This window comes from Acinetobacter defluvii (assembly GCF_001704615.3).
GTDB lineage: Bacteria > Pseudomonadota > Gammaproteobacteria > Pseudomonadales > Moraxellaceae > Acinetobacter > Acinetobacter defluvii.
On the sequence record NZ_CP029397.2, the window covers coordinates 2,489,488 to 2,508,371 of the forward strand.

18 protein-coding genes and 3 pseudogenes are annotated in these 18,884 nt (G+C 35.6%); 4 read left to right on the forward strand and 17 right to left on the reverse strand.

Annotation, left to right across the window (positions count from 1 at the left end):
• Window positions 1-163: 163 nt before the first annotated feature.
• The 5 genes from DJ533_RS14305 to DJ533_RS14325 form a co-directional block, all read right to left on the reverse strand.
• Window positions 164-685: an acyl-CoA thioesterase gene (locus DJ533_RS14305; protein ID WP_065994705.1), complete on the reverse strand. Its 522-nt coding sequence runs from the start codon at window positions 683-685 to the stop codon at window positions 164-166.
• 148 nt (window positions 686-833) lie between these two features.
• Window positions 834-1,019 (reverse strand): hypothetical protein, encoded by a 186-nt coding sequence (locus tag DJ533_RS14310; RefSeq protein WP_065994706.1) that lies wholly within the window; start codon window positions 1,017-1,019, stop codon window positions 834-836.
• A 169-nt stretch (window positions 1,020-1,188) separates the two neighbouring features.
• Window positions 1,189-2,163 carry a patatin-like phospholipase family protein gene (locus DJ533_RS14315; RefSeq protein ID WP_065994734.1) on the reverse strand — a complete coding sequence of 325 codons (975 nt, stop codon included), beginning with the start codon at window positions 2,161-2,163 and terminating at the stop codon, window positions 1,189-1,191.
• A 230-nt stretch (window positions 2,164-2,393) separates the two neighbouring features.
• Window positions 2,394-3,629, reverse strand: coding sequence for a sodium/glutamate symporter (gene gltS / locus DJ533_RS14320; RefSeq protein WP_065994707.1), 1,236 nt, complete (start codon window positions 3,627-3,629; stop codon window positions 2,394-2,396).
• Between the two features lie 593 nt (window positions 3,630-4,222).
• Window positions 4,223-5,470 (reverse strand): DcaP family trimeric outer membrane transporter, encoded by a 1,248-nt coding sequence (locus DJ533_RS14325; RefSeq protein WP_065994708.1) that lies wholly within the window; start codon window positions 5,468-5,470, stop codon window positions 4,223-4,225.
• 630 nt (window positions 5,471-6,100) lie between these two features.
• Between DJ533_RS14325 and DJ533_RS18965 the strand changes: the two are divergent.
• Window positions 6,101-6,184 (forward strand): annotated as a pseudogene (locus tag DJ533_RS18965) (IS1595 family transposase); the annotation flags it as partial.
• Between the two features lie 112 nt (window positions 6,185-6,296).
• Here DJ533_RS18965 and DJ533_RS18970 read toward each other — a convergent pair.
• The 3 genes and pseudogenes from DJ533_RS18970 to def all read right to left on the reverse strand — a co-directional run.
• Window positions 6,297-6,493 (reverse strand): annotated as a pseudogene (locus DJ533_RS18970) (IS982 family transposase); the annotation flags it as partial.
• A gap of 76 nt (window positions 6,494-6,569) precedes the next feature.
• A complete protein-coding gene (locus tag DJ533_RS14330) occupies window positions 6,570-6,863 on the reverse strand; it encodes a cold shock domain-containing protein (RefSeq protein ID WP_065994709.1) in 294 nt (97 codons plus the stop codon).
• 101 nt (window positions 6,864-6,964) lie between these two features.
• The gene (gene def / locus DJ533_RS14335; RefSeq protein ID WP_065994710.1) at window positions 6,965-7,453 is read right to left on the reverse strand and encodes a peptide deformylase; all 489 of its coding nucleotides are present in this window, start codon (window positions 7,451-7,453) and stop codon (window positions 6,965-6,967) included.
• Window positions 7,454-7,593: 140 nt separating this feature from the next.
• Between def and DJ533_RS14340 the strand changes: the two genes are divergently transcribed.
• Window positions 7,594-7,797: an amino acid transport protein gene (locus tag DJ533_RS14340; RefSeq protein ID WP_065994711.1), complete on the forward strand. Its 204-nt coding sequence runs from the start codon at window positions 7,594-7,596 to the stop codon at window positions 7,795-7,797.
• 8 nt (window positions 7,798-7,805) lie between these two features.
• Here the strand turns inward: DJ533_RS14340 and DJ533_RS14345 are convergent, their stop codons facing one another.
• From DJ533_RS14345 to pnuC, 3 genes are all read right to left on the reverse strand, one after another.
• Window positions 7,806-8,984 carry a GGDEF domain-containing protein gene (locus DJ533_RS14345; RefSeq protein WP_065994712.1) on the reverse strand — a complete coding sequence of 393 codons (1,179 nt, stop codon included), beginning with the start codon at window positions 8,982-8,984 and terminating at the stop codon, window positions 7,806-7,808.
• A 278-nt stretch (window positions 8,985-9,262) separates the two neighbouring features.
• A complete protein-coding gene (locus DJ533_RS14350) occupies window positions 9,263-9,532 on the reverse strand; it encodes a hypothetical protein (protein ID WP_065994713.1) in 270 nt (89 codons plus the stop codon).
• On the reverse strand, window positions 9,533-10,117 hold the full coding sequence (pnuC, locus tag DJ533_RS14355) for a nicotinamide riboside transporter PnuC (RefSeq protein WP_065994714.1): 585 nt from the start codon (window positions 10,115-10,117) through the stop codon (window positions 9,533-9,535).
• Window positions 10,118-10,331: 214 nt separating this feature from the next.
• On the opposite strand from pnuC, the gene DJ533_RS14360 reads away from it, so the two are divergent.
• Together DJ533_RS14360 and DJ533_RS14365 are read left to right on the forward strand one after the other, a co-directional pair.
• Complete coding sequence (locus tag DJ533_RS14360; protein ID WP_065994715.1) at window positions 10,332-11,120, forward strand: crotonase/enoyl-CoA hydratase family protein; 789 nt, start codon at window positions 10,332-10,334, stop codon at window positions 11,118-11,120.
• Between the two features lie 63 nt (window positions 11,121-11,183).
• The gene (locus tag DJ533_RS14365; protein WP_065994716.1) at window positions 11,184-12,080 is read left to right on the forward strand and encodes an alpha/beta hydrolase family protein; all 897 of its coding nucleotides are present in this window, start codon (window positions 11,184-11,186) and stop codon (window positions 12,078-12,080) included.
• 202 nt (window positions 12,081-12,282) lie between these two features.
• Here the strand turns inward: DJ533_RS14365 and DJ533_RS14370 are convergent, their stop codons facing one another.
• The 6 genes and pseudogenes from DJ533_RS14370 to pgaB form a co-directional block, all read right to left on the reverse strand.
• Entirely contained in the window at window positions 12,283-12,705 is a 423-nt protein-coding gene (locus tag DJ533_RS14370) for a hypothetical protein (RefSeq protein WP_171488569.1), read from the reverse strand.
• An 80-nt stretch (window positions 12,706-12,785) separates the two neighbouring features.
• The gene (locus tag DJ533_RS14375) at window positions 12,786-13,421 is read right to left on the reverse strand and encodes a hypothetical protein (protein ID WP_148245840.1); all 636 of its coding nucleotides are present in this window, start codon (window positions 13,419-13,421) and stop codon (window positions 12,786-12,788) included.
• A gap of 95 nt (window positions 13,422-13,516) precedes the next feature.
• Window positions 13,517-14,651 (reverse strand): annotated as a pseudogene (locus tag DJ533_RS14380) (acyltransferase family protein).
• A gap of 100 nt (window positions 14,652-14,751) precedes the next feature.
• Window positions 14,752-15,162, reverse strand: coding sequence for a poly-beta-1,6-N-acetyl-D-glucosamine biosynthesis protein PgaD (gene pgaD, locus DJ533_RS14385; protein WP_065994718.1), 411 nt, complete (start codon window positions 15,160-15,162; stop codon window positions 14,752-14,754).
• 20 nt (window positions 15,163-15,182) lie between these two features.
• Window positions 15,183-16,445, reverse strand: a complete 1,263-nt coding sequence (pgaC, locus tag DJ533_RS14390; RefSeq protein ID WP_065994719.1) for a poly-beta-1,6-N-acetyl-D-glucosamine synthase — start codon at window positions 16,443-16,445, stop codon at window positions 15,183-15,185.
• An 8-nt stretch (window positions 16,446-16,453) separates the two neighbouring features.
• Window positions 16,454-18,442, reverse strand: a complete 1,989-nt coding sequence (pgaB, locus tag DJ533_RS14395; RefSeq protein WP_065994720.1) for a poly-beta-1,6-N-acetyl-D-glucosamine N-deacetylase PgaB — start codon at window positions 18,440-18,442, stop codon at window positions 16,454-16,456.
• Window positions 18,443-18,884: the final 442 nt, after the last annotated feature.

Here is an 18,884-nt window from a genome sequence, read left to right on the forward strand (position 1 = left end):
TCCTCTGACCTCATCTCTAAAAGCACTCAATAAATCCTATTTATTTAATTTTTATAAACTTACAAATTCATAAAATCTCTAGCTGCATTTATCTAGGGATATGCACTAATTTGCTTAAGATCAAATATGCTTATAAAAAAACCTCCAAATGGAGGTTTTTGAATTAACTATGTGAACTTTTTTTATAAATACTGCACGAAGGATGATGATTTTCTTGTAAACGTGCAACTTTACGATGTTCTGCCGCCTCAAAACGACAACGTTTCCAGTCATTATCCAAATTTAACGGTGGAATTTGTTTTGGTTTACCATTTTCATCTACAGCAACCATGGTGAAATAACAGCTATTGGTATGGCGCATAGAACGCTTTTGGATATTCTGAGCTTCAACACGAATACCTATTTCCATGGATGTGCGACCTACATGATTGACACTGGCTAAAAATGTCACTAATTCACCAACATGAATGGGCTCTTTGAAATTCACTTTATCCACAGATAAAGTGACAACATAACTCCCTGAATAACGACTTGCACATGCATAAGCGACTTGGTCAAGCAACTTTAAAATGGTGCCTCCATGTACATTACCTGAAAAGTTTGCCATGTCAGGCGTCATCAAAATTGACATCGTTAGTTCAGATTGGTCTTCTGTTGCAGGGATCATTTGATCGAGTGGTGACATTGTTTTCTTGACTCAGTGTTCAGACAGGAGATAGAGGGCTATTATTATATATCTTTTCAAACAAAAAATATGTTTAATTCGGCAATTGACCATTCCCTCCTATGATATTTCTCATTGAAGCCATTTATAAAATCTATAGTTTAGCGCTCTATTCTTTTATAAAAGATACAACACGTAACATTTCCAGGGGAATATTGTCATAACTTAAGACCTGATTACTAAAGTTTTGCAGTTGTATTTCATAGGATTGATCCAAATTGATTTTAGTGACCACAAAAACCAATTCTGGTTGTGTTGCAAGTTTTACTTTTTCACCTATAATAATTTTCGTCATTTTAAATTCTTAAACTAAATATAAATACATTATAAATATTAAAATTAATCAAATTATAAATATTTTTATAAAATGAGTAAATATAAGTAAATGATTTTTAAAACCATAAAATTATGAAATTTTAAAATATCATTCCAAACGAGATAACATGATAGCTAAAACCTATAATTTAATTTTTAACAGTTAACTCAGCAAACTGCTCTTGCCCTAGTTCTTTCTTTTTAATATTCAACACTGTTTTAATATCATTCAGTCTTTGTTGGGCTGCATCTCGCCCCACTTGCATGGTATATTCACGTGTTTTTACATCAAAAATATGTGCTTTTTCACGCAAATCAGGTTGTATCACAATATCTGCATTTTTTAGCTCTTCAGCCGCTAAATGGCTTTGCATAATATTGATATTTTGGTTGAACAATCCCCAAACATTACTGGTTTCCGTATGAGCAGGTTGTGCTAAGATATTTACAGCAATCACAATATCAGCACCTAAATTTCTTGCTACATCCACGGGAACAGGACTAACTAATCCCCCATCGACATACTCATCTCCATTAATAGTAGTCGGTATAAACATACTTGGAATAGACACAGATGCACGTACTGCCTGTCCTGTATTGCCATAATTAAAAACAACTTTCTGCCCATTTTTTAATTGTGTTGCAACTACATACATGGGGATTTTCATATGTTCGAGTGTTTGGTTTGCAACTTGTGAGTTGATGAAATCTTCAACTTTTTGTCCATCAAAAAAGCCTTTCATTCCGATTTTGAACTCACGCACATCTTTTACTTTTAAATTTAGTGCAATTTCTCGTAATTCTTCCGCAGATTTGCCACTCGCATAAAGAGAACCCACAATACTCCCAGCGCTAGTTCCTACAATAAAATCAGGTTTGATCCCTTGTTGCTCCAATACCTCAATCACACCAATATGTGCATAACCTCTTGCACCCCCACTTCCTAACACCAAAGCAACCACTGGTTTTTTATGTGAATTTTTAAACTTATAAAAACTTTTATCTAACTGTGAACGTGCCACAGAAATTGGAGAAGTAGTGACAGAAGTAGACTCTAATGGGTTACTTTGACATGCAGTCAACATCACACAGCACATTAGAAACCATAAGCTAATTTTTTGCATAAAAATATGATTCTCACTTTTGCCCATATCAGAACACAAACACACAATAAAAACTGTTAATTTTTTTTTTGTCATATCTAAATAGTATAATGCGAAACTCACTTTATTGAATATTTAGACACTGAATTTTTTATTTTAAATAAACACTTTCAAACCAATTCATTATTCATAAAATCAACAGATTAAAAAGCCAATCTTTAAAGATTGGCTTTTTCTTCAATTGTCTAATTTTAAACAAAGAATTTTAAAATCACCTGAATCACTGTTGCATTGATCAAGTCAACAAAGAAAGCACCACATAAAGGTACAATTAAGAATGCTTTATGTGAAGGACCATACATATTGGTAATCGCCTGCATATTTGCAACCGCGGTTGGTGTCGCCCCCATACCAAAACCACAGTGACCTGCTGCCAAAACAGCCGCATCATAGTTTTTACCCATTACTCGGAATGTCACAAATGCAGCATATAAAGCCATTGTCAGCGTTTGTGCAGTCAGAATCACCACCAATGGTCCTGCCAAATCAGCCAATTGCCATAATTTCAATGATAACAATGCCATAGCAAGATATAAAGACAATGCAGCATTACCAAACACATCAATTGCACGGTCAAACATATTAATACGTAATACACTTTCTAAAATATTACGTAAAATTACACCTCCACCGAGTGCCCAAACAAATGTAGGTAATTCAAACCATTGCCCTTTACTGTAACCTGTCATAAATTCAGCAAAAGCAAGACATGCTGCAAATAAACCTAAAGTTGTAATGGCATTATCTGCAGTGATTAAACGTACTTGTTGTGGATATTCAAACGGAACATATTCACCTAAACCGCTCAGTGGCTCGCTATTGGCATCATCTACCTCACTGCGCGTTCTAGGACTTGAAAGTTGATAGCGGTTAATTAACAGTTTGGCTAAAGGTCCACCAATAATACCACCGATAATCAAACCAAAAGTCGCACTCGCCATACCTAAAGCCAATGCACCTTGAATGCCATGTTGGGTTTCTAAAATTTCACCCCAAGCCCCGGCTGTACCATGACCACCTGTTAAAGTGATTGAACCTGCGATCAAACCAATCAATGGGTCTAATCCTAAAGCAGACGCTAGGCTCATGCCGACAACATCTTGTACAATAATAAAAGAAGCAACACAAACCAAGAAGATGACTAACCCCACCCCACCTTCTTTTAGCTTAGCAAAGTTAGCACTTAAACCAATCGATGCAAAAAACACCAACATAAAACTGGTTTGTAACTCGCTACTGGTAGTAATGCTATAACCAAACATATTATGGATGATCAATGACACCACCGCAGCGACTAAGCCGCCTGCAACGGGTTCTGGGATATTATATCTACGCAAGAAGTCAATTTTATTGACTAAAATACGCCCAAGCAGTAATACAATTACCGCAGCAATCAGCGTATAAAATGCATTAAAAGTAAATTCCATCATTCTTTCCATTTAATTGAGGTGATACTTTTTGTTCTACAGTCTTATTTGTCATTGATGACGTTCTTATTTCAACAGCAAATAAAGTAAAACTGCACAACGAAAAGGAATACAGAACAGCGCTATTCTTAAAAATGCTATATCAATAAATTTTGACTGTATTTTTGATGGATGGAAATACCCTATAAGATCGTAGGTATATTTTATAAAACATCATCATTCCTTCTATCATTGATAAAATGGTAGTTTCATCAAAACATCAGAACTACAGTCTACTCATCTGGATATCATCATGAATAAACTGACCCAACAATATTAAAAGTTTTACTAATACTGTTACAAAATCGCTGTAAATCACGTGTGTGATTTGTAAGCTTAAAAAGAGGCAACATTATGCAGAATTTCAAAAAAATGTCTGCTTTTTTTTACAATTTTATGGGTATTTACACCTTGTTGTTAGACTAAAGTTATAGATAACATTTATTCTGATTATTTTTAAATCAAAAATAAAGTATCTATTTTTTAGTAATATGTAAATAAAAACAGGAGCAATTTACGCTCCTGTTTAGTTATTTCATATTCAATGGAATAGATTAGAAATCATATTTTGCCATAACCCCTAGACGGCTATCTCGACCTTTTGCACCACCAACAGTTTCACGCTCACCATAGACATATTCAGTACCAAAAGTAATTGGTTTTACAGGGCTATACATTACGTTTAGCCAACCTTGTTGTAGCTTTTCATTTGCATCTTTACCTAAAGTGCTGTCATCGTAAAATGCTGCACCATAACCAATTGTACTGCGTAATTTAGGTGTGATTTTATAGGTTGCCCCCACAGTCACTGCATCAATATCTGTCAAATCAATATCTTTCTTATTCTCATCAACTTTATATGGATTATCTGTATACAATAAGAAGAAGTTATCTCCTTTCACATGTGAATAATCACCAAATACGGTTAGTTGCTCTGCAAGATTAAGTTTCGCACCTAAACCCACACCCCAACCAAATTCAGTGGCATCATCTGCAGTACGCCCACGCACTTCTTGAATCAAAGCACGACCAGTAAGTAATGCTGTATCACCGAGTTTATGACTGATTTTTGCTGTTGCCGCAGGTAAACGGTTTTCATCACGTCCTTTTTCAAGACCAACAAAATACTGTGTATTGGCATCTAATTTATCACTATAACGAACCATTGGTGTACGTTTTGTACCGATACCTAATGGAGAGTTAAAATCCATCATTTCTGGCTGAGTTTCAGTTGATAAGAACGATGATGTCGTTTGACCAAATAACCAATTGTTATAATTTAAGTAAGCATGACGAATACGAACTGTGTCACCTGAACCACGGAAATCAATCTCGATTTTACCGCCAACATCAGCACCTTGAACTGGCGCTTTAAAATCTAAACCGATACGTGATGTTGCTGCTGTGCTATAAAGGCGATCTTCATTCGCATTATTACCATTTAAGTCAACACGGTTAATATCATTAAAAATACCGTTTGGACCACCTTTAAATTGATATTCAGCATCTGCACGAACAAAACCGTAAAGGTTAACGTCTGCGCCCGCTTTCGATTTGAGCGATGCTAAAGGTGACTGTGGCGCAGCAGGTTGAGTTGCGACTTCTTGTAATTTAACTTGTTGCTGTTGTTGTACTTGTTGTTGCTGTTGAACTAATGCTTTTAAAGCTTCAACTTCTTGACGAAGTTGTTTGATTTCCTCTTGATCAGATGTTGCTGCGTTTACTGTTGTCACCATCAAAGCGGTTACAGTTAGGGCTAAACTCTTCAAAACAAATGTTTTACTGTTGAGGAATCGACTCATAAAAAACTCCTAGTCTTTAATTGTATGCTGCATCCGTGCAAAATTGGCTGAATCACCCCTCTATAATGAAGATACAACCAATGTTTTGTCTGTTGTTTGTAGTAGTATTTACTACTACCCCCTCTAAACCTGCACATTTGCTTTTTTGTTAAATTATGAAAGCGTTGAAACTTAGTTAAAACATAAAAGTAACATTATGTGTAAAAGGATAACACATGTGTAATTTATCTTAACTTTGTGGCTTTATTAAAATCAGTTTTACCGAATAACATTATATTTTCAATTCTTTTTTCGAATTAACTTTTCAATTTTTGTTATATATTCTTACATTTATGCTTCATCACAAAACATGTAAATAAAGCATATACGACTAATGTCTATCGCCTTTTAAACGCCCCAACAAAATAATATGAAGATTAGGACTTAGGAAGTTACCATATAACTTAGATATGTTTACTTCCTAAGCCCTATTTAAATAAAATAAATTTTTTATCAAACCAAATTAAGGGATTGGCTTATAGGTTCTTTTGAGGTACATGAAAGCTATTTTGTTGCTAAAGATAGCGTGAATTTGATGAAGAATTGCAATGGGGGATATCTATACGGGAATAGTATCTGATTATAAAATATGGAGTAGAATCATTTTCGATTTTTTGTAAAAGAAGATTATCCAAATTCAATGGTGTTTCAAAAGACTATTCTGCCTGCCATTTGTAGAAGTCGGAGTGGCATTGGTTAAGAGCCTAATGAGTTTGAAAGAGCTTTGAAGCCTCATCATCGTGCATTTGGTTTAAGCAGATTTTAATTTAATAGATCTAAAAAGCTGCTAAATGCCCAAACTGTATCCATGTACTACTGCATACAAGGTGAAAGTAGAAATATTGTAATCAGTAATCCAATTTTCAGTCTATGCCGTGTATATTCCAGATCAAACTGACTCCATTAAATTAAATGATGCTTCAATAATGCCTCGTTTTCGCAGTACTGGCTGTCAAATGGGTCTAAGATTTGCTTATTTTTATTATCCCAATAGATTTAGTCCTCCCTTTTAATAAAACATTCAACTAAAAAAGGAGGAAAATATCTTTTAAGCGATTAATTATTTTCTAAAATTCGACAATAAAGTATCCGTAATCGCATTATTATGCTTCACCACTTTGGTCTTTTTCGCTTTAGCTGAATTGTCTTCTACTCGCTCAATTTTAGTGGCTTTTAACTTGCCATTATTTTCAACCACAACAAACTTCACACGCTCATTACGCTTTGGTTCACCATCTGCCAGTGGAAAATCAGAAATATGAAAAAAAATATCTTGTTCAAGTCCACCAATAAAACCAAAACCTTTATCAGCATGATATTGTTTAATTTTACCTTGTTGAAATTCAGCTTTCATACATTCGCCCTAGCATTACATAATTACCTTATTATACCTATCTTCAAAATGAATCAGATAGAAATAAGCTATATAGCAAAATAAAAACTAATAATTCTTTATTATTTTGATCCAAGCCGATCTACAAATAACACACCATTCAAATGATCAACTTCATGTTGTACAATTCGAGCAGGAAAACCTGAAAATGTCGTTTCGACTTGTTCACCATGCAAACTAAAATATCGCACTGCGATCTGTTCAGCACGACAAACTTGTCCACGCTCATCAGGTACACTCAAACACCCCTCTTCACCTAAAACTGTTTGTTGAGAAAACGATAAAATTTCAGGATTCACCATCACTACAGCATCCATCTCTGGTGCATCAGGATAGCGAGGATTTGGACGAGATGCCACGATGATGACTCTTTTGGAAATATATACTTGTGGTGCAGCGATGCCGACACCATTTCTCTGTAACATCGTGGTATGTAAAGCAGCAGCCAATTGTTGCAGCCACTCACTACCAAATTCAGTTTCAGCAACGGCTGCAGCAACAAGTGTTAAAACAGCTTCTCCACGTTGTGCAACAGGTAAAATCACCGACATAACTTTTCTCTTTTTTAAACCAAGAATCATCTAGACAATATACTTTTATACTTTTTCTAAATAGATAAAGAATGAGCTGTTTTAAGTATAGCTTCAGTTAGATACGGCATAGTGATTTTTTCAGCAAAGTATAGTAAAAAATGAATGTCAGCGTTTTATTATTGGGTGTGTTATTTAGCTCGATTGGCTTAGGCTATTTTATTTATGGTAAGAAACAGCAACATACAATGGCATTGATTTGTGGCATTGGATTAATGATTTATCCTTATTTTGTTGAGAATATTGCCCTACTGCTCTGTACTGGAATAGTGCTGATGCTTGTACCTAAGTTTATTAAAATTTAAAGTTATATTTATACGTCCAAATTTAAATCATTCACTTCATCAATTTCAGCATAGCACCTAACCTGATTACGTCCTTGTTTTTTGGCAAAATATAATGCCTGATCTGCTTGCCTCAACACCATTTCTTTGGTCTTATTTTGCTCAGACAATGCCACGCCAAAACTGGCGGTCACATGTAATTTATGCTGTAAATCTAACAATATCGGCTCTTGCTCAATTCCTTCTCGGCATTGCTCTGCAATCTGTATCGCTTGTTCTTGGGTTTTATTTTGCAAGATCAATAAAAATTCTTCTCCACCAAATCGTCCTGCCATGTCTTGTTCATTTAAATGTAAATCAAGAATTTTAGCAACTTTGGTCAGCACCAAATCTCCTACATCATGCCCATAATTATCATTAATATTTTTAAAATAATCTAGGTCTAGCAAAATTAAAGCATATGATTTTCTTTCTCGTTGAATGCAGTGAAGATGCTGTGCAAGACTACGGCGATTAAAGATATTGGTAAGAGGATCAAGCAAACTCATGTTTTTAATTTGGGCTTCACGGTTGCGCCATTGCGTCAATAAAATCTCAAAAAGTACAATTGAAAAAATAAAAATCGGAAAATATAGAATAAACATACTATAAACCCAAAATGGGTTTTCCGATAAGTTACTACTATTTAGTTTCTCACTAAATAATGGCGCATACGGTATTTGTTTTAAGCTGCTTAAAACAATCGTTATTAACATAAAAAGAGTCACGGGAATCGCAGCGCTATAAATGATTTTACGATCAAATAAAACCACTCCCACAGAAATCAGGCTAATATATCCCCCCATAGTTGCAGGACTAATAATACCTACATTAAAACCACCATAAATCAGTGTTGAAGCAAAATATAAAATTGCAATATACGGGAAATAGTCCTGAACCCATTTATAATGATTAAATTTCCAACTGATAAAGGCAAATACTAAAAATAAGCATAAAATGACGACTGACATACTTAAATGAGAATAATAAAGTTCCTCATTCATCCACTGCTGCAATGCTGGAATACTAAAAACAAATAAATACCATGAAATCCAAAGCGTATAGATCAATGCGCCAAGAATCATCACCAAGCAGCATTTCGTGAGGGTATTCCAGTTTAAAATTATATTCCCATTTAAAAACTCATTGAGCTTTCCCCATGCTTTCATTTCAATCTGACCTATTTATTTCTATTTCTTATTTCATTTTTACCTATTTTAAATAGATAAAATAAATCTGAACCATCATACATAAAAATCATTAAAAAATACTTATCTCACTTTATTAATAAGATTATGTAAAATATAAATCATTTTTTAATTCACTTGATAAATACATCACACATAAACAATACACTTTTCAAGTTAAATCATCAATTTAATTTCTTAATCAAACCATCTTCTAATTTATAATATTTCTTCAAGCGCTGTAAATCATTTCACCTAATTTATTTCATACCCGTATATATTTTAATGGGTTGAGTGCATTCAATCCTTAAGTATAAATCTCGATATTCAATTAAAATATCAAATTCATCAGCACCATTGTCCAAACCTGTGACCGCCCAAGTTGTTCCTGTAGGAAAGTCATTTAACCATGTGGCTTTATAAAAATCAGAAACTGAATCAAAATCTATAAATCGTTCAGGTTGCGCTTGGATTTTCTTTGCAAGGATTTGAAATTTGTTCTTTTGTATGGAAATAAAATCAATCAACATTTAGCGGTAGCCTGAAATATTCAATCCTTGTTTATTTTTAACTTGTGTCCACTGCCACCAGCCAAAAGCAGCCATTAATACAAATGCAGCATATAAAACTGCAGTCAAATATAAATCTTTATGTAAGAACATTCCGACATATACAATATCAACAAATACCCAAAGTACCCATGTTGCAATATGTTTTCGACTAGTCCAATAAGTTGCAAGTAAGCTAAATGCTGCCAGTTGTGAATCCAACCAAGGCAAAGCAGCATCAGTAAAATGGTGTAATGACCAACCAAATAAGAAACCACCAACTGCAGCCAAGAACATCTGTATAATGACCAAGTGTACTGAAATAGGGACTATGCGGATCTCATGATCTTGCTGTTTGCCTTTGAGCCAATGATAAAAACCATAGAAATTCACCACCATAAAGAAAAACTGTAAAATGGTTTCTCCATATAATTTAAATTCAAAGAATAAATAGGCATATAAAACAAAAGCTAAAAAATTAAAAAACCAACACCACATATTTCGTTTTATGGTTAAAGCCACACCGATGACACTAATGATCACGGCAAATATTTCTAATCCTGACATGTTGGGCTACCCATAAAACGACGTGCTCATTATGAAAAAAAATTGGATAAATGCAAACTATTTTACAAAGCTTGACCAGTCAAATACTTAGATTTAAGACCAATACCTATTTAGCCAAATACACTTTGATTAGAAATTAAATTTGACAGTTTTCTAACCTCCGTTTAAAAATATAAAAAATAACCAATCACAAAAACTAAAAGTGAGAAAAACAATGTCAAATATTCAAGGAAAAGTGAGCCGAGAAATTCGTGGTCATATTTTTTTAATTGGCTTAGATCGTGCAAATAAGCGTAACGCTTTTGATAGTCATATGATTCAAGACCTTTCCCTTGCCTTGACAGAATACGAAAATAATCCCGAATTACGTTGTGCAGTCATTTTTGCACATGGTGATCATTTTACCGCAGGCTTAGATTTGGTTGAGTTACAACCTAAACTTGCTGAAGGTATATTTAGCTTTAGTGATGAAACTGTCAATCCTTGGGGAACTGTGGGACGGCAGCGTACTAAACCTTTAGTGACTGCAGTGCAAGGTTATTGTTATACCGCCGGTATTGAGTTGATGTTGAACTCTGACATCGTGGTTGCCAATGAAAATACCCAATTTACGCAAATAGAAGTACAACGTGGCATCTTGCCTTTTGGTGGTGCAACCGTGCGCTTTATACAAGCTGCGGGTTGGGCGAAAGCCATGAAATATGTTCTCACAGGTGATTTATTCTATGCACAAACTGCTTATGAAATGAATCTAGTAACCGAAGTCGTTGAAGGCAATAATCAATTGATTCGTGCTATTGAGCTGGCTGAACGTATCGCACAAGTAGCCCCACTGGCAGTACAAGCAGCGCTCAAATCTGCACACCAAGCCTTTTTACAAAGTCCTGAAGCTGCATTTGCAAACTTACAAGGATTGCTCAATCCGCTACTGAGTTCTGAAGATGCCCAAGAAGGTGTAAATGCTATGTTAGAGCGTCGTGCACCTCAATTCAAAGGCAAGTAACTGATTTAAAATAACTTAATCAGGATAAAGTTGAGTAAAATCATTTAAAATAGAGAATTGACAATGCAAAACCTACAACGACAGACTGAAACATTTGGTTTTGATACTGAACAAGTTTCCCTAAATGCTTTAGATGGCTATGTTTTAAATGGTGTTATATATTCTCCAACTATAGTCACGATAAAAGCCAAAATCATTCTTGCCAGTGCAACAGGTGTCCCACAAGGCTTCTATCGTCGTTTTTCTGAATATATGACTCAATATGGCTATCAAGTCCTGACTTTTGATTATCGTGGTGTGGGGGCATCCTCACCGAAAAACTTAAAAGGTTTTGAAATGTCCTATCTCGATTGGGGAAAACTCGATCTGGCAGGCGCAATTGACTATTTTGCCGATGAACAACTGCCTTTATTTGTGGTCGGACATTCCTATGGAGGACAGGCTTTAGGTTTAACCCCCAATCATGCCAAAGTCACTGCCATGTACTGCTTTGGCACAGGTGCAGGTTGGCATGGGTATATGCCCTTGAAAGAAAGATTGAAAGTTCAGGTGATTTGGAATATTGTCTTCCCCCCGATAGTGGCTGCGACAGGTTATTTGCCATGGAGCAAGTTCAATATGGGTGCAGACTTACCTAGAGGCGTCTATCAACAATGGCGAAAATGGTGTAAAAATCCGACTTATTTCTTTTCGGATCCTGAGCAAGCAGCGCTGAAAGATTTATATGCTCAAGTAAAAGTACCTATTTATGCCGTGGCAGCTTTGGATGATGATTGGGCATTACCAAATTCACGGCATGCTTTTATGCAACATTATCAAAATGCAGAAATGCATTATATCGATATCACTGCCAATCGCCTTGGCTTAAAACAGATTGGGCATATGGGTTATTTTCGTCAAGGCTCAGAAGCCATTTGGGATCAACTCCTACATACTTTTGATCAGCTTATTTATGATTAAGTGTTTATTTCTTTTATAGAAAATCATGCTCGTGCCTTACAATTTACAATACAGGGCGACGCAGGTACCAGTATGAAGCTGTTGGCACAAGCATGTAGTTAAGTAAGGCTGCTTTTCATTATTCTCGTTTGAATCAAGATTTTTGATTTAGAACAAGTAACATTTTAAGGTCGAGCTATAGGTTTTAAAATATACTTTAAAATCAAATTATTGTTTTAAATTCTACTTTATGCTCTACGCCATGATGATCGACATGAGTGTAAAAAATTCCATATTTACCGACATAATATTCTAAAGATTGATGACGATAATTCCAGTAGATACACCATTCGTCTAAATCAAATTCACCAATTTGACTGTCCGTTTTGGCAGGCATTTTACTTAAAAATTGTTGCTGAATTTGTTCTGCTTGTGCCAGCTGTGTACATTGTAATTGCTGTTCAAATAGTAATTTTGCGACATCATCAAATAACAATTGTTCTTCATCGTTAAATGCCATCGGCTCAATTTTTGTGGTGTGTATTTTCGGTTGGGTCGCATCTTTGACCGCTTTAAAAGTTGAAGGTTTAAATTTGGAAATTTGCTGAGTAGTGAGCATTCGATACACCAAAAAAATCACGATCATAACAATTATCAAAACCAGCAGCATTTTCATATTTAAAGCTCCTCTTGATTCAGTTTTATCATCTCAGCTTATTTATTATTCTACCTAAATGCGTCATGCTGGAAGTTTTTTAAATGACCTGAAGAGTACGTTAAGCCTTTGGTATTTTCTTTTTTTAGTACAAGGGCTTGCCCTACTTTTTTAAACTTTGCTTGTGTCTTCGCATCATCTCCAATATAAACTTTCTTTTGTAAAATAATGTTTTCACCTTGAACAACGACATCCACACTGCCTTCATCAGACGTCATATAAGGGATTTTTGTAGAATATACATGTTGTGCATTCTGTAACCAAATTAAAATCAAGTCACCCCCACGCTCATTCATATTATCAAATACCACTACTGAAGAACCAACTGCATATGCATCAATGTCGACATATGTGTTTACATCAGCCGTTTGATCATAAAAAAATAACTGTTTTCCTGAAGCGAACTTAAGTGCATAAGCAGAATAATATTGCGGATTATCATGTTTTTGACCAATGCATGAATAGCTATTTAAAGTGACTTTTCCTACATTGAGTGAATAGGGTTTGGGTTTAAATACATCAAGCGCATCTTGTTTACACGCCTTACGCAATTGTGAATGAGATTGAAGCATTTCAATTTTAAAATTTGTATCGGCATGTCCAAAACTACAGATCACACCCACAATCAATATGAGATATTTTTTCATTTTCGTCATAATTACTTATTTTAATCATAGGCTTAATATTAAACCAACATATATTGAATCAGCGTATATGTAGATCAAAAAAATACAAAAACTCTCTACAACTTCGGCTTGAGCAAATATTTTGCTAATTTCTGGCTGCTTGTCATCGCCAATTGATCGACATAACGGCTATAAAACTCGGCAATCCATAAGGTGGCTGCAATAAAAATCAACGCTGCCAAAAGCACAGCAAAGAGATAACTTGCACCTAAATCTAACAATAAATTAAACACGGGAATGCAAATCACATACATCAAAATCAAATGTAATAAATACACAGAAAAAGACAGTTTTCCTAGCCACACCAATACAGGTTTATCTAAAACACGAGATAATTCTTGGCTCATTAAAATGCTATAAACAATCAAAATACCTGCAAAAAAATTGCTATATTCATAAGTTCTTTCCCCAATCTGCGCATATAACCAAGCATAAGACCAACTGCTATTATGCGCACCCGCCAAATACAATCCAAAGATTAATAAGATAGCGGCAATAAATAGCGGAATTTGACGACCATAAAAATAAAAATACATCCCGATGATAAAGCTAGAAATTCCACAAAAAAAGCCTTCACCTCGCCACCACAGCGCCAAACCTGCAAAAGCCACTGAACCCAGCACAAAAAAAGCAGTATGCAATTGTTTTAAATAAATTAAAATAAATAGGGTAAATGAACCTAATAGCTCAATCGTCATCGTCCAAAGTACCCAATTGATACTACTTTCCGCAAATAGAAAAGAACCTATGGTTCCTTCATAAACTGCCGTTTTGAGCGAAAAATCTTGCATGACATACGCTTGTAGCCAACCACCCACCTGACGACTATCTATCTGGATCGTATTAAAAATAAGCCAAATGATCAAACAAGAAATCAATGCGGGAATCATCAAGCGTGGATAACGCTTAATCCACATATTTTTAAGTTTAAATGGAATCTGTTCAGGTACCTTACAGATCGCATAACTCAACACATAACCACTCAGCACAAAAAAAAATAAAAACGGCAGCCGTACCTGAATACCAAAAAGCAAAAGGTGAATGGTGAATGGCATAAATTAGTTGATTATTCGCAATATCATTGGCATCAAAACGATGCAAATAGGGAATAAAACTTAAACTTAAATGTGACAAAACCACAGCCAAACACGCCAAGCCGCGAATGCTCTCAGCCGAATTTATTTTTTGCATGCGAGATTATCCATGACTCTTTTATTTCTTGCATCCACTGCACCACACCTCAAAGCCATATAAAAAATCCCACTAAAATGTGGGATTTTTATGCTTATACTTATTGAATAGAAATAATTTTCCCATTTTCATCATGATAAACTGTACTGACTTTCTGTTGACGACCTGTTTCAATCTGTTGCACATTTAAAGCAAAATGTTCAGCATAATCAGATATAGCCTTACTTTGCGCTTGGCTCGGTGTTTTCGCAGGAATGAAACGATTCCATAACAATAAACTTAATGCACACACCATCAGTGCGATAAGACCATGCTGCAAAATAAGGGTAAAAGCAGAGATAATATTGTTCACAATATGTGGCTTTTGGATACCGAGTACCCCAATCAATAATAAAAGCGGACGCCATAATAGTATCCAAACACCCCATAACATCGCAGTTGAGGTATTTGATAAATAGCGTTTATGCCAAGGTAATTGCTGACGCAAGTCGATTATCAGGTTTGATTTCATTTTATCAATACTCTAAATGCCTAAGAGCGCATTCCTCGATCAGGACTAATCCAACGGGCACGTTTACCGCTGCCACGCAGTAACACTTTCGGAAATGCGACGATGCTTGCTGTTAAGGTGATTAACCAAAAAACAAAGGGATACCAAATCATCCAATAATAATTCTTTAAAAGATTTGGTTCATACCTACTATCCATCCATTTACTTAAAGCAAACTGAAGTAAACAGCTCAAACCTAAAAGAATTCCACTGCCATAGGGTAAAAATGGTGAGCTAGCAGTTTGACTTAAACCTGAAATTGGAAAGATAAAATGCAATAACCAAATTATAGTAACAGCAAGCATCAGATACGACCACACTAAAGTCAGCACCAACTCCAAAATCAGTGGCCAAAGATAATTAAGCTTGGGTTTAAATACAACATCTATATTTTTAATTAAGACTTGCGCCCCACCCATCGCCCAACGTAAACGCTGTTTCCATAAACCATTTAAAGTTTCAGGCATCAAAATCCATACCAATGCATTTGGCTCAAAATGGATATTCCAACCAGCACGCTGTAATTTCCAAGTAATATCAATATCTTCTGTCAATGCATTTGGTGACCAATAGCCCACATCATGCACGGCACTTTTACGAAAAGCGGTAATCACACCTGACACCGTGAACAAGCGTCCAAAAGTCCGTTGCGCACGTTTGATTAATCCCACAATTGAGGAAAACTCACCTACTTGGATACGTCCAAGCAAAGTTGAGCGTGTACGAATCCGTGGATTCCCTGTTACAGCAGCCACAGAATTATCTGCCAGAAAATGACGTACCATCCACATTGCAGCATGCGGATCAAGCAAAGCATCTCCATCAATGCCGATCAAATACTCAGCATCAGTCAGTAAACTGCCTGCTTGTAATGCCATCGCCTTACCTTGGTTATGCGCCAAATGCACCACACGCAGTTTTTCATATTTTGCTGCCAAAGCATCTAAAACTTGTGCGGTATTGTCTGAGCTTCCATCATTAATGGCGATCACTTCAAAATCAGGATAATTCAACTGGAGCGCATGACTTAAAGTTTCTTCTGCATTGTCCTCTTCATTAAAACATGGGACAAGCACTGCCACTTTTGGATAAGTTGGCAGGGAGTTAGGTTGATCATAAGGTGGCTCTTTCTTTTCTTTTTGATAGAAAATAACTGCCCCAATCATCCAAAGATATGACATAAAGAGTGGATAGAAAAATACAAAATCTAATGCCACATGCCAAAAATGTTGTAAAGGTTCCATATAAATGATCACGGCACCAGACGGTTGGCTTTTAAACCAAATACTTCACGCATCATTTTAGGATCTGGATGGTTTTTAAAAGGATCATCAGGATAATAGGCAATATGCATTGCACCCTGCTGATAAAGTGATTTTATCGTATCTGCCATCTCTTGTGTCGGAACAGGCTGATTGTTTCTCCAGTTGGTCGCTTGCAGCTCAAATACGGTTTTCTTTAACCCATTTGGATATGACTTCACTCGTTTGACAAGATCATTAAAAAACTTCTCTTTATCTTGCACTTGCTCCATATATGGCATTGCCATAATCGCAGTAAAGTCATAACGATTTAGAGATTGCTCTAAGGACTGCGCATACCAGTTTTCCGAATATGCATTTAGTGCAACTTGTGCATACATATTACGAGCAGTCACGAGATAGGGATGATAATAACGAATTTGGTCTGCCATTTGCATCGCAAAATCATCAATGGTTTTGGTCTTAAATGCAGTCCATTTTTGCAATTGCTCATCATCTTTACGCACTGCATCTAAATCAGTAGAAATACCTGCAGCTTTATAGGCAGCCAATGCATAGTCACTGGTATCTTCATAATCCGATAAAGTCGTATCATCATGGAATAAAATGCCATTAAAATTTGAAGACTTGGCTAAGTCCTCATAAATTCCCCGAATCACTTCACGCGCTTCAGGCGAATATGGCGACAAACGATGATAACCCATGTTTAAATGATCAGATTTTTTAGCTTGCTGGGTTGCCACCAAATGTTTAGATACAGGATTTTTGTCGGGTAACTGCCATGCCAAGAGTGGCATCCATGCATACAAACGATTGACTTGAGTACGCGACTGAATTTGCCACGCCACACGATTAAACAAATCCGCGCGCATCGGCAAATAACGATTTGGGAAATACACCATATCTGCAGACCCATCCGCATCAGGATCAGAAAAAGCTTGTAAATAAACCGTGTTGACTTTCATGGCTTGAATTCGATCCAGTAACAATCCGATATTTTTCTCTTCTTGTGCAGGATCAGCATCATATAAATAGTCTAAGTCGACATGCATGATTTTCTGTGGACGATTATTATCATTTAGCCCCATTTCACGGGTTCGAATATCTGCCAGTAAATCCTCTCGTGTTGTATCACTTTCCACCAAAATACGATTTAAATGATTTAAAGACTGTTTTACATCATTACTGCCATCATCCAAAGTAATCGTAATCGGCATACCTAATTGATTGGCGATCTCCACGGTTTTCATGTTGTATTGCCCATATGGCCAAACCATCACACGTGGACTACGGATACCATGTTGTTGCAATAAATCATTATTTTTCTTTAAGTCTTGATAAATGCGAGCGGCATAAGTTTGATCAGATTCATAACTTTTTGTTTCTGGAGAATACAAACGCGTGGTTGCCGCAGGCTCAGAGTTGCCTTGTGGATTCCCTAAAATCCCACGATGCAAATCATAACTGTGATTGCCGATCTCAACATAGCCACTGTCTTGCATTTCTTTGAGTTCAGCCCAGGTCAAAATATCACTACGTGAGATTTTTTGATCACCAAAACTCACTTGCTTACCTTGTGTTTCAATCCATGAACCAACCACAGACAACACCACAGGAATACGCTTTTCTTTAACAATAGGATAAGCATATTTATAAAAGCTTTGATAACCATCATCTACCGTCAGTAGTAGAGGCTTTTTGGGTAATTTATATTTGCCTTGATTGGCTTTGATCAGTTGATCTACACTAATAAAATTAAAACCATCTTTTTTAAGTGACTTAATCTGCTGTGCAAATTGTTTAGACTTAATTGCATATTGTGGAATTAATGCCCGATCATGATCTGTAATCTCATGATAACCAATGATCGTAAGTAAATTTCTATCAGGTTTTAGCGTTTCTGCATGTGACATCATACTCATAGAAGTAGCCAATAAAGTTAAACACGCAACGATGGGTTTAGAAAAACGATTTAACATAAATTTTTAGCTCATTGATTTTATGGATGTTTGATTAATTGTTGAGGATGGTCGATTTGTTAAGTTTTTATATTACAGCGCAATCTTCACTTTCGTCATTTAACAGTGTGCTAAAACATAAAATGGGAGTAAATCAAACCAAAACTCAAATCATCAGGCAAACATTCTTAATGACGTATTTTATAAGGTATAATCCTGAAATGAATATTAAAATTGAATTTTTGTGTTGATTGCACAGGATTCGGTATTATAAATTAATGAAAAAATGTTTGCTAATAATCTGTTTTTATTTTTATTTTTAGAAAAATCAGAACTTGTTTTTGCTTTTCTCAACATTACATCTCATAACAAAACGCCTTATTTTTATTATTTGCTTACTTATTTCAAACGCTTTGAATATCCAAATTAGCCAAAAAAAACTCCAAGCCATACGCTTAGAGCC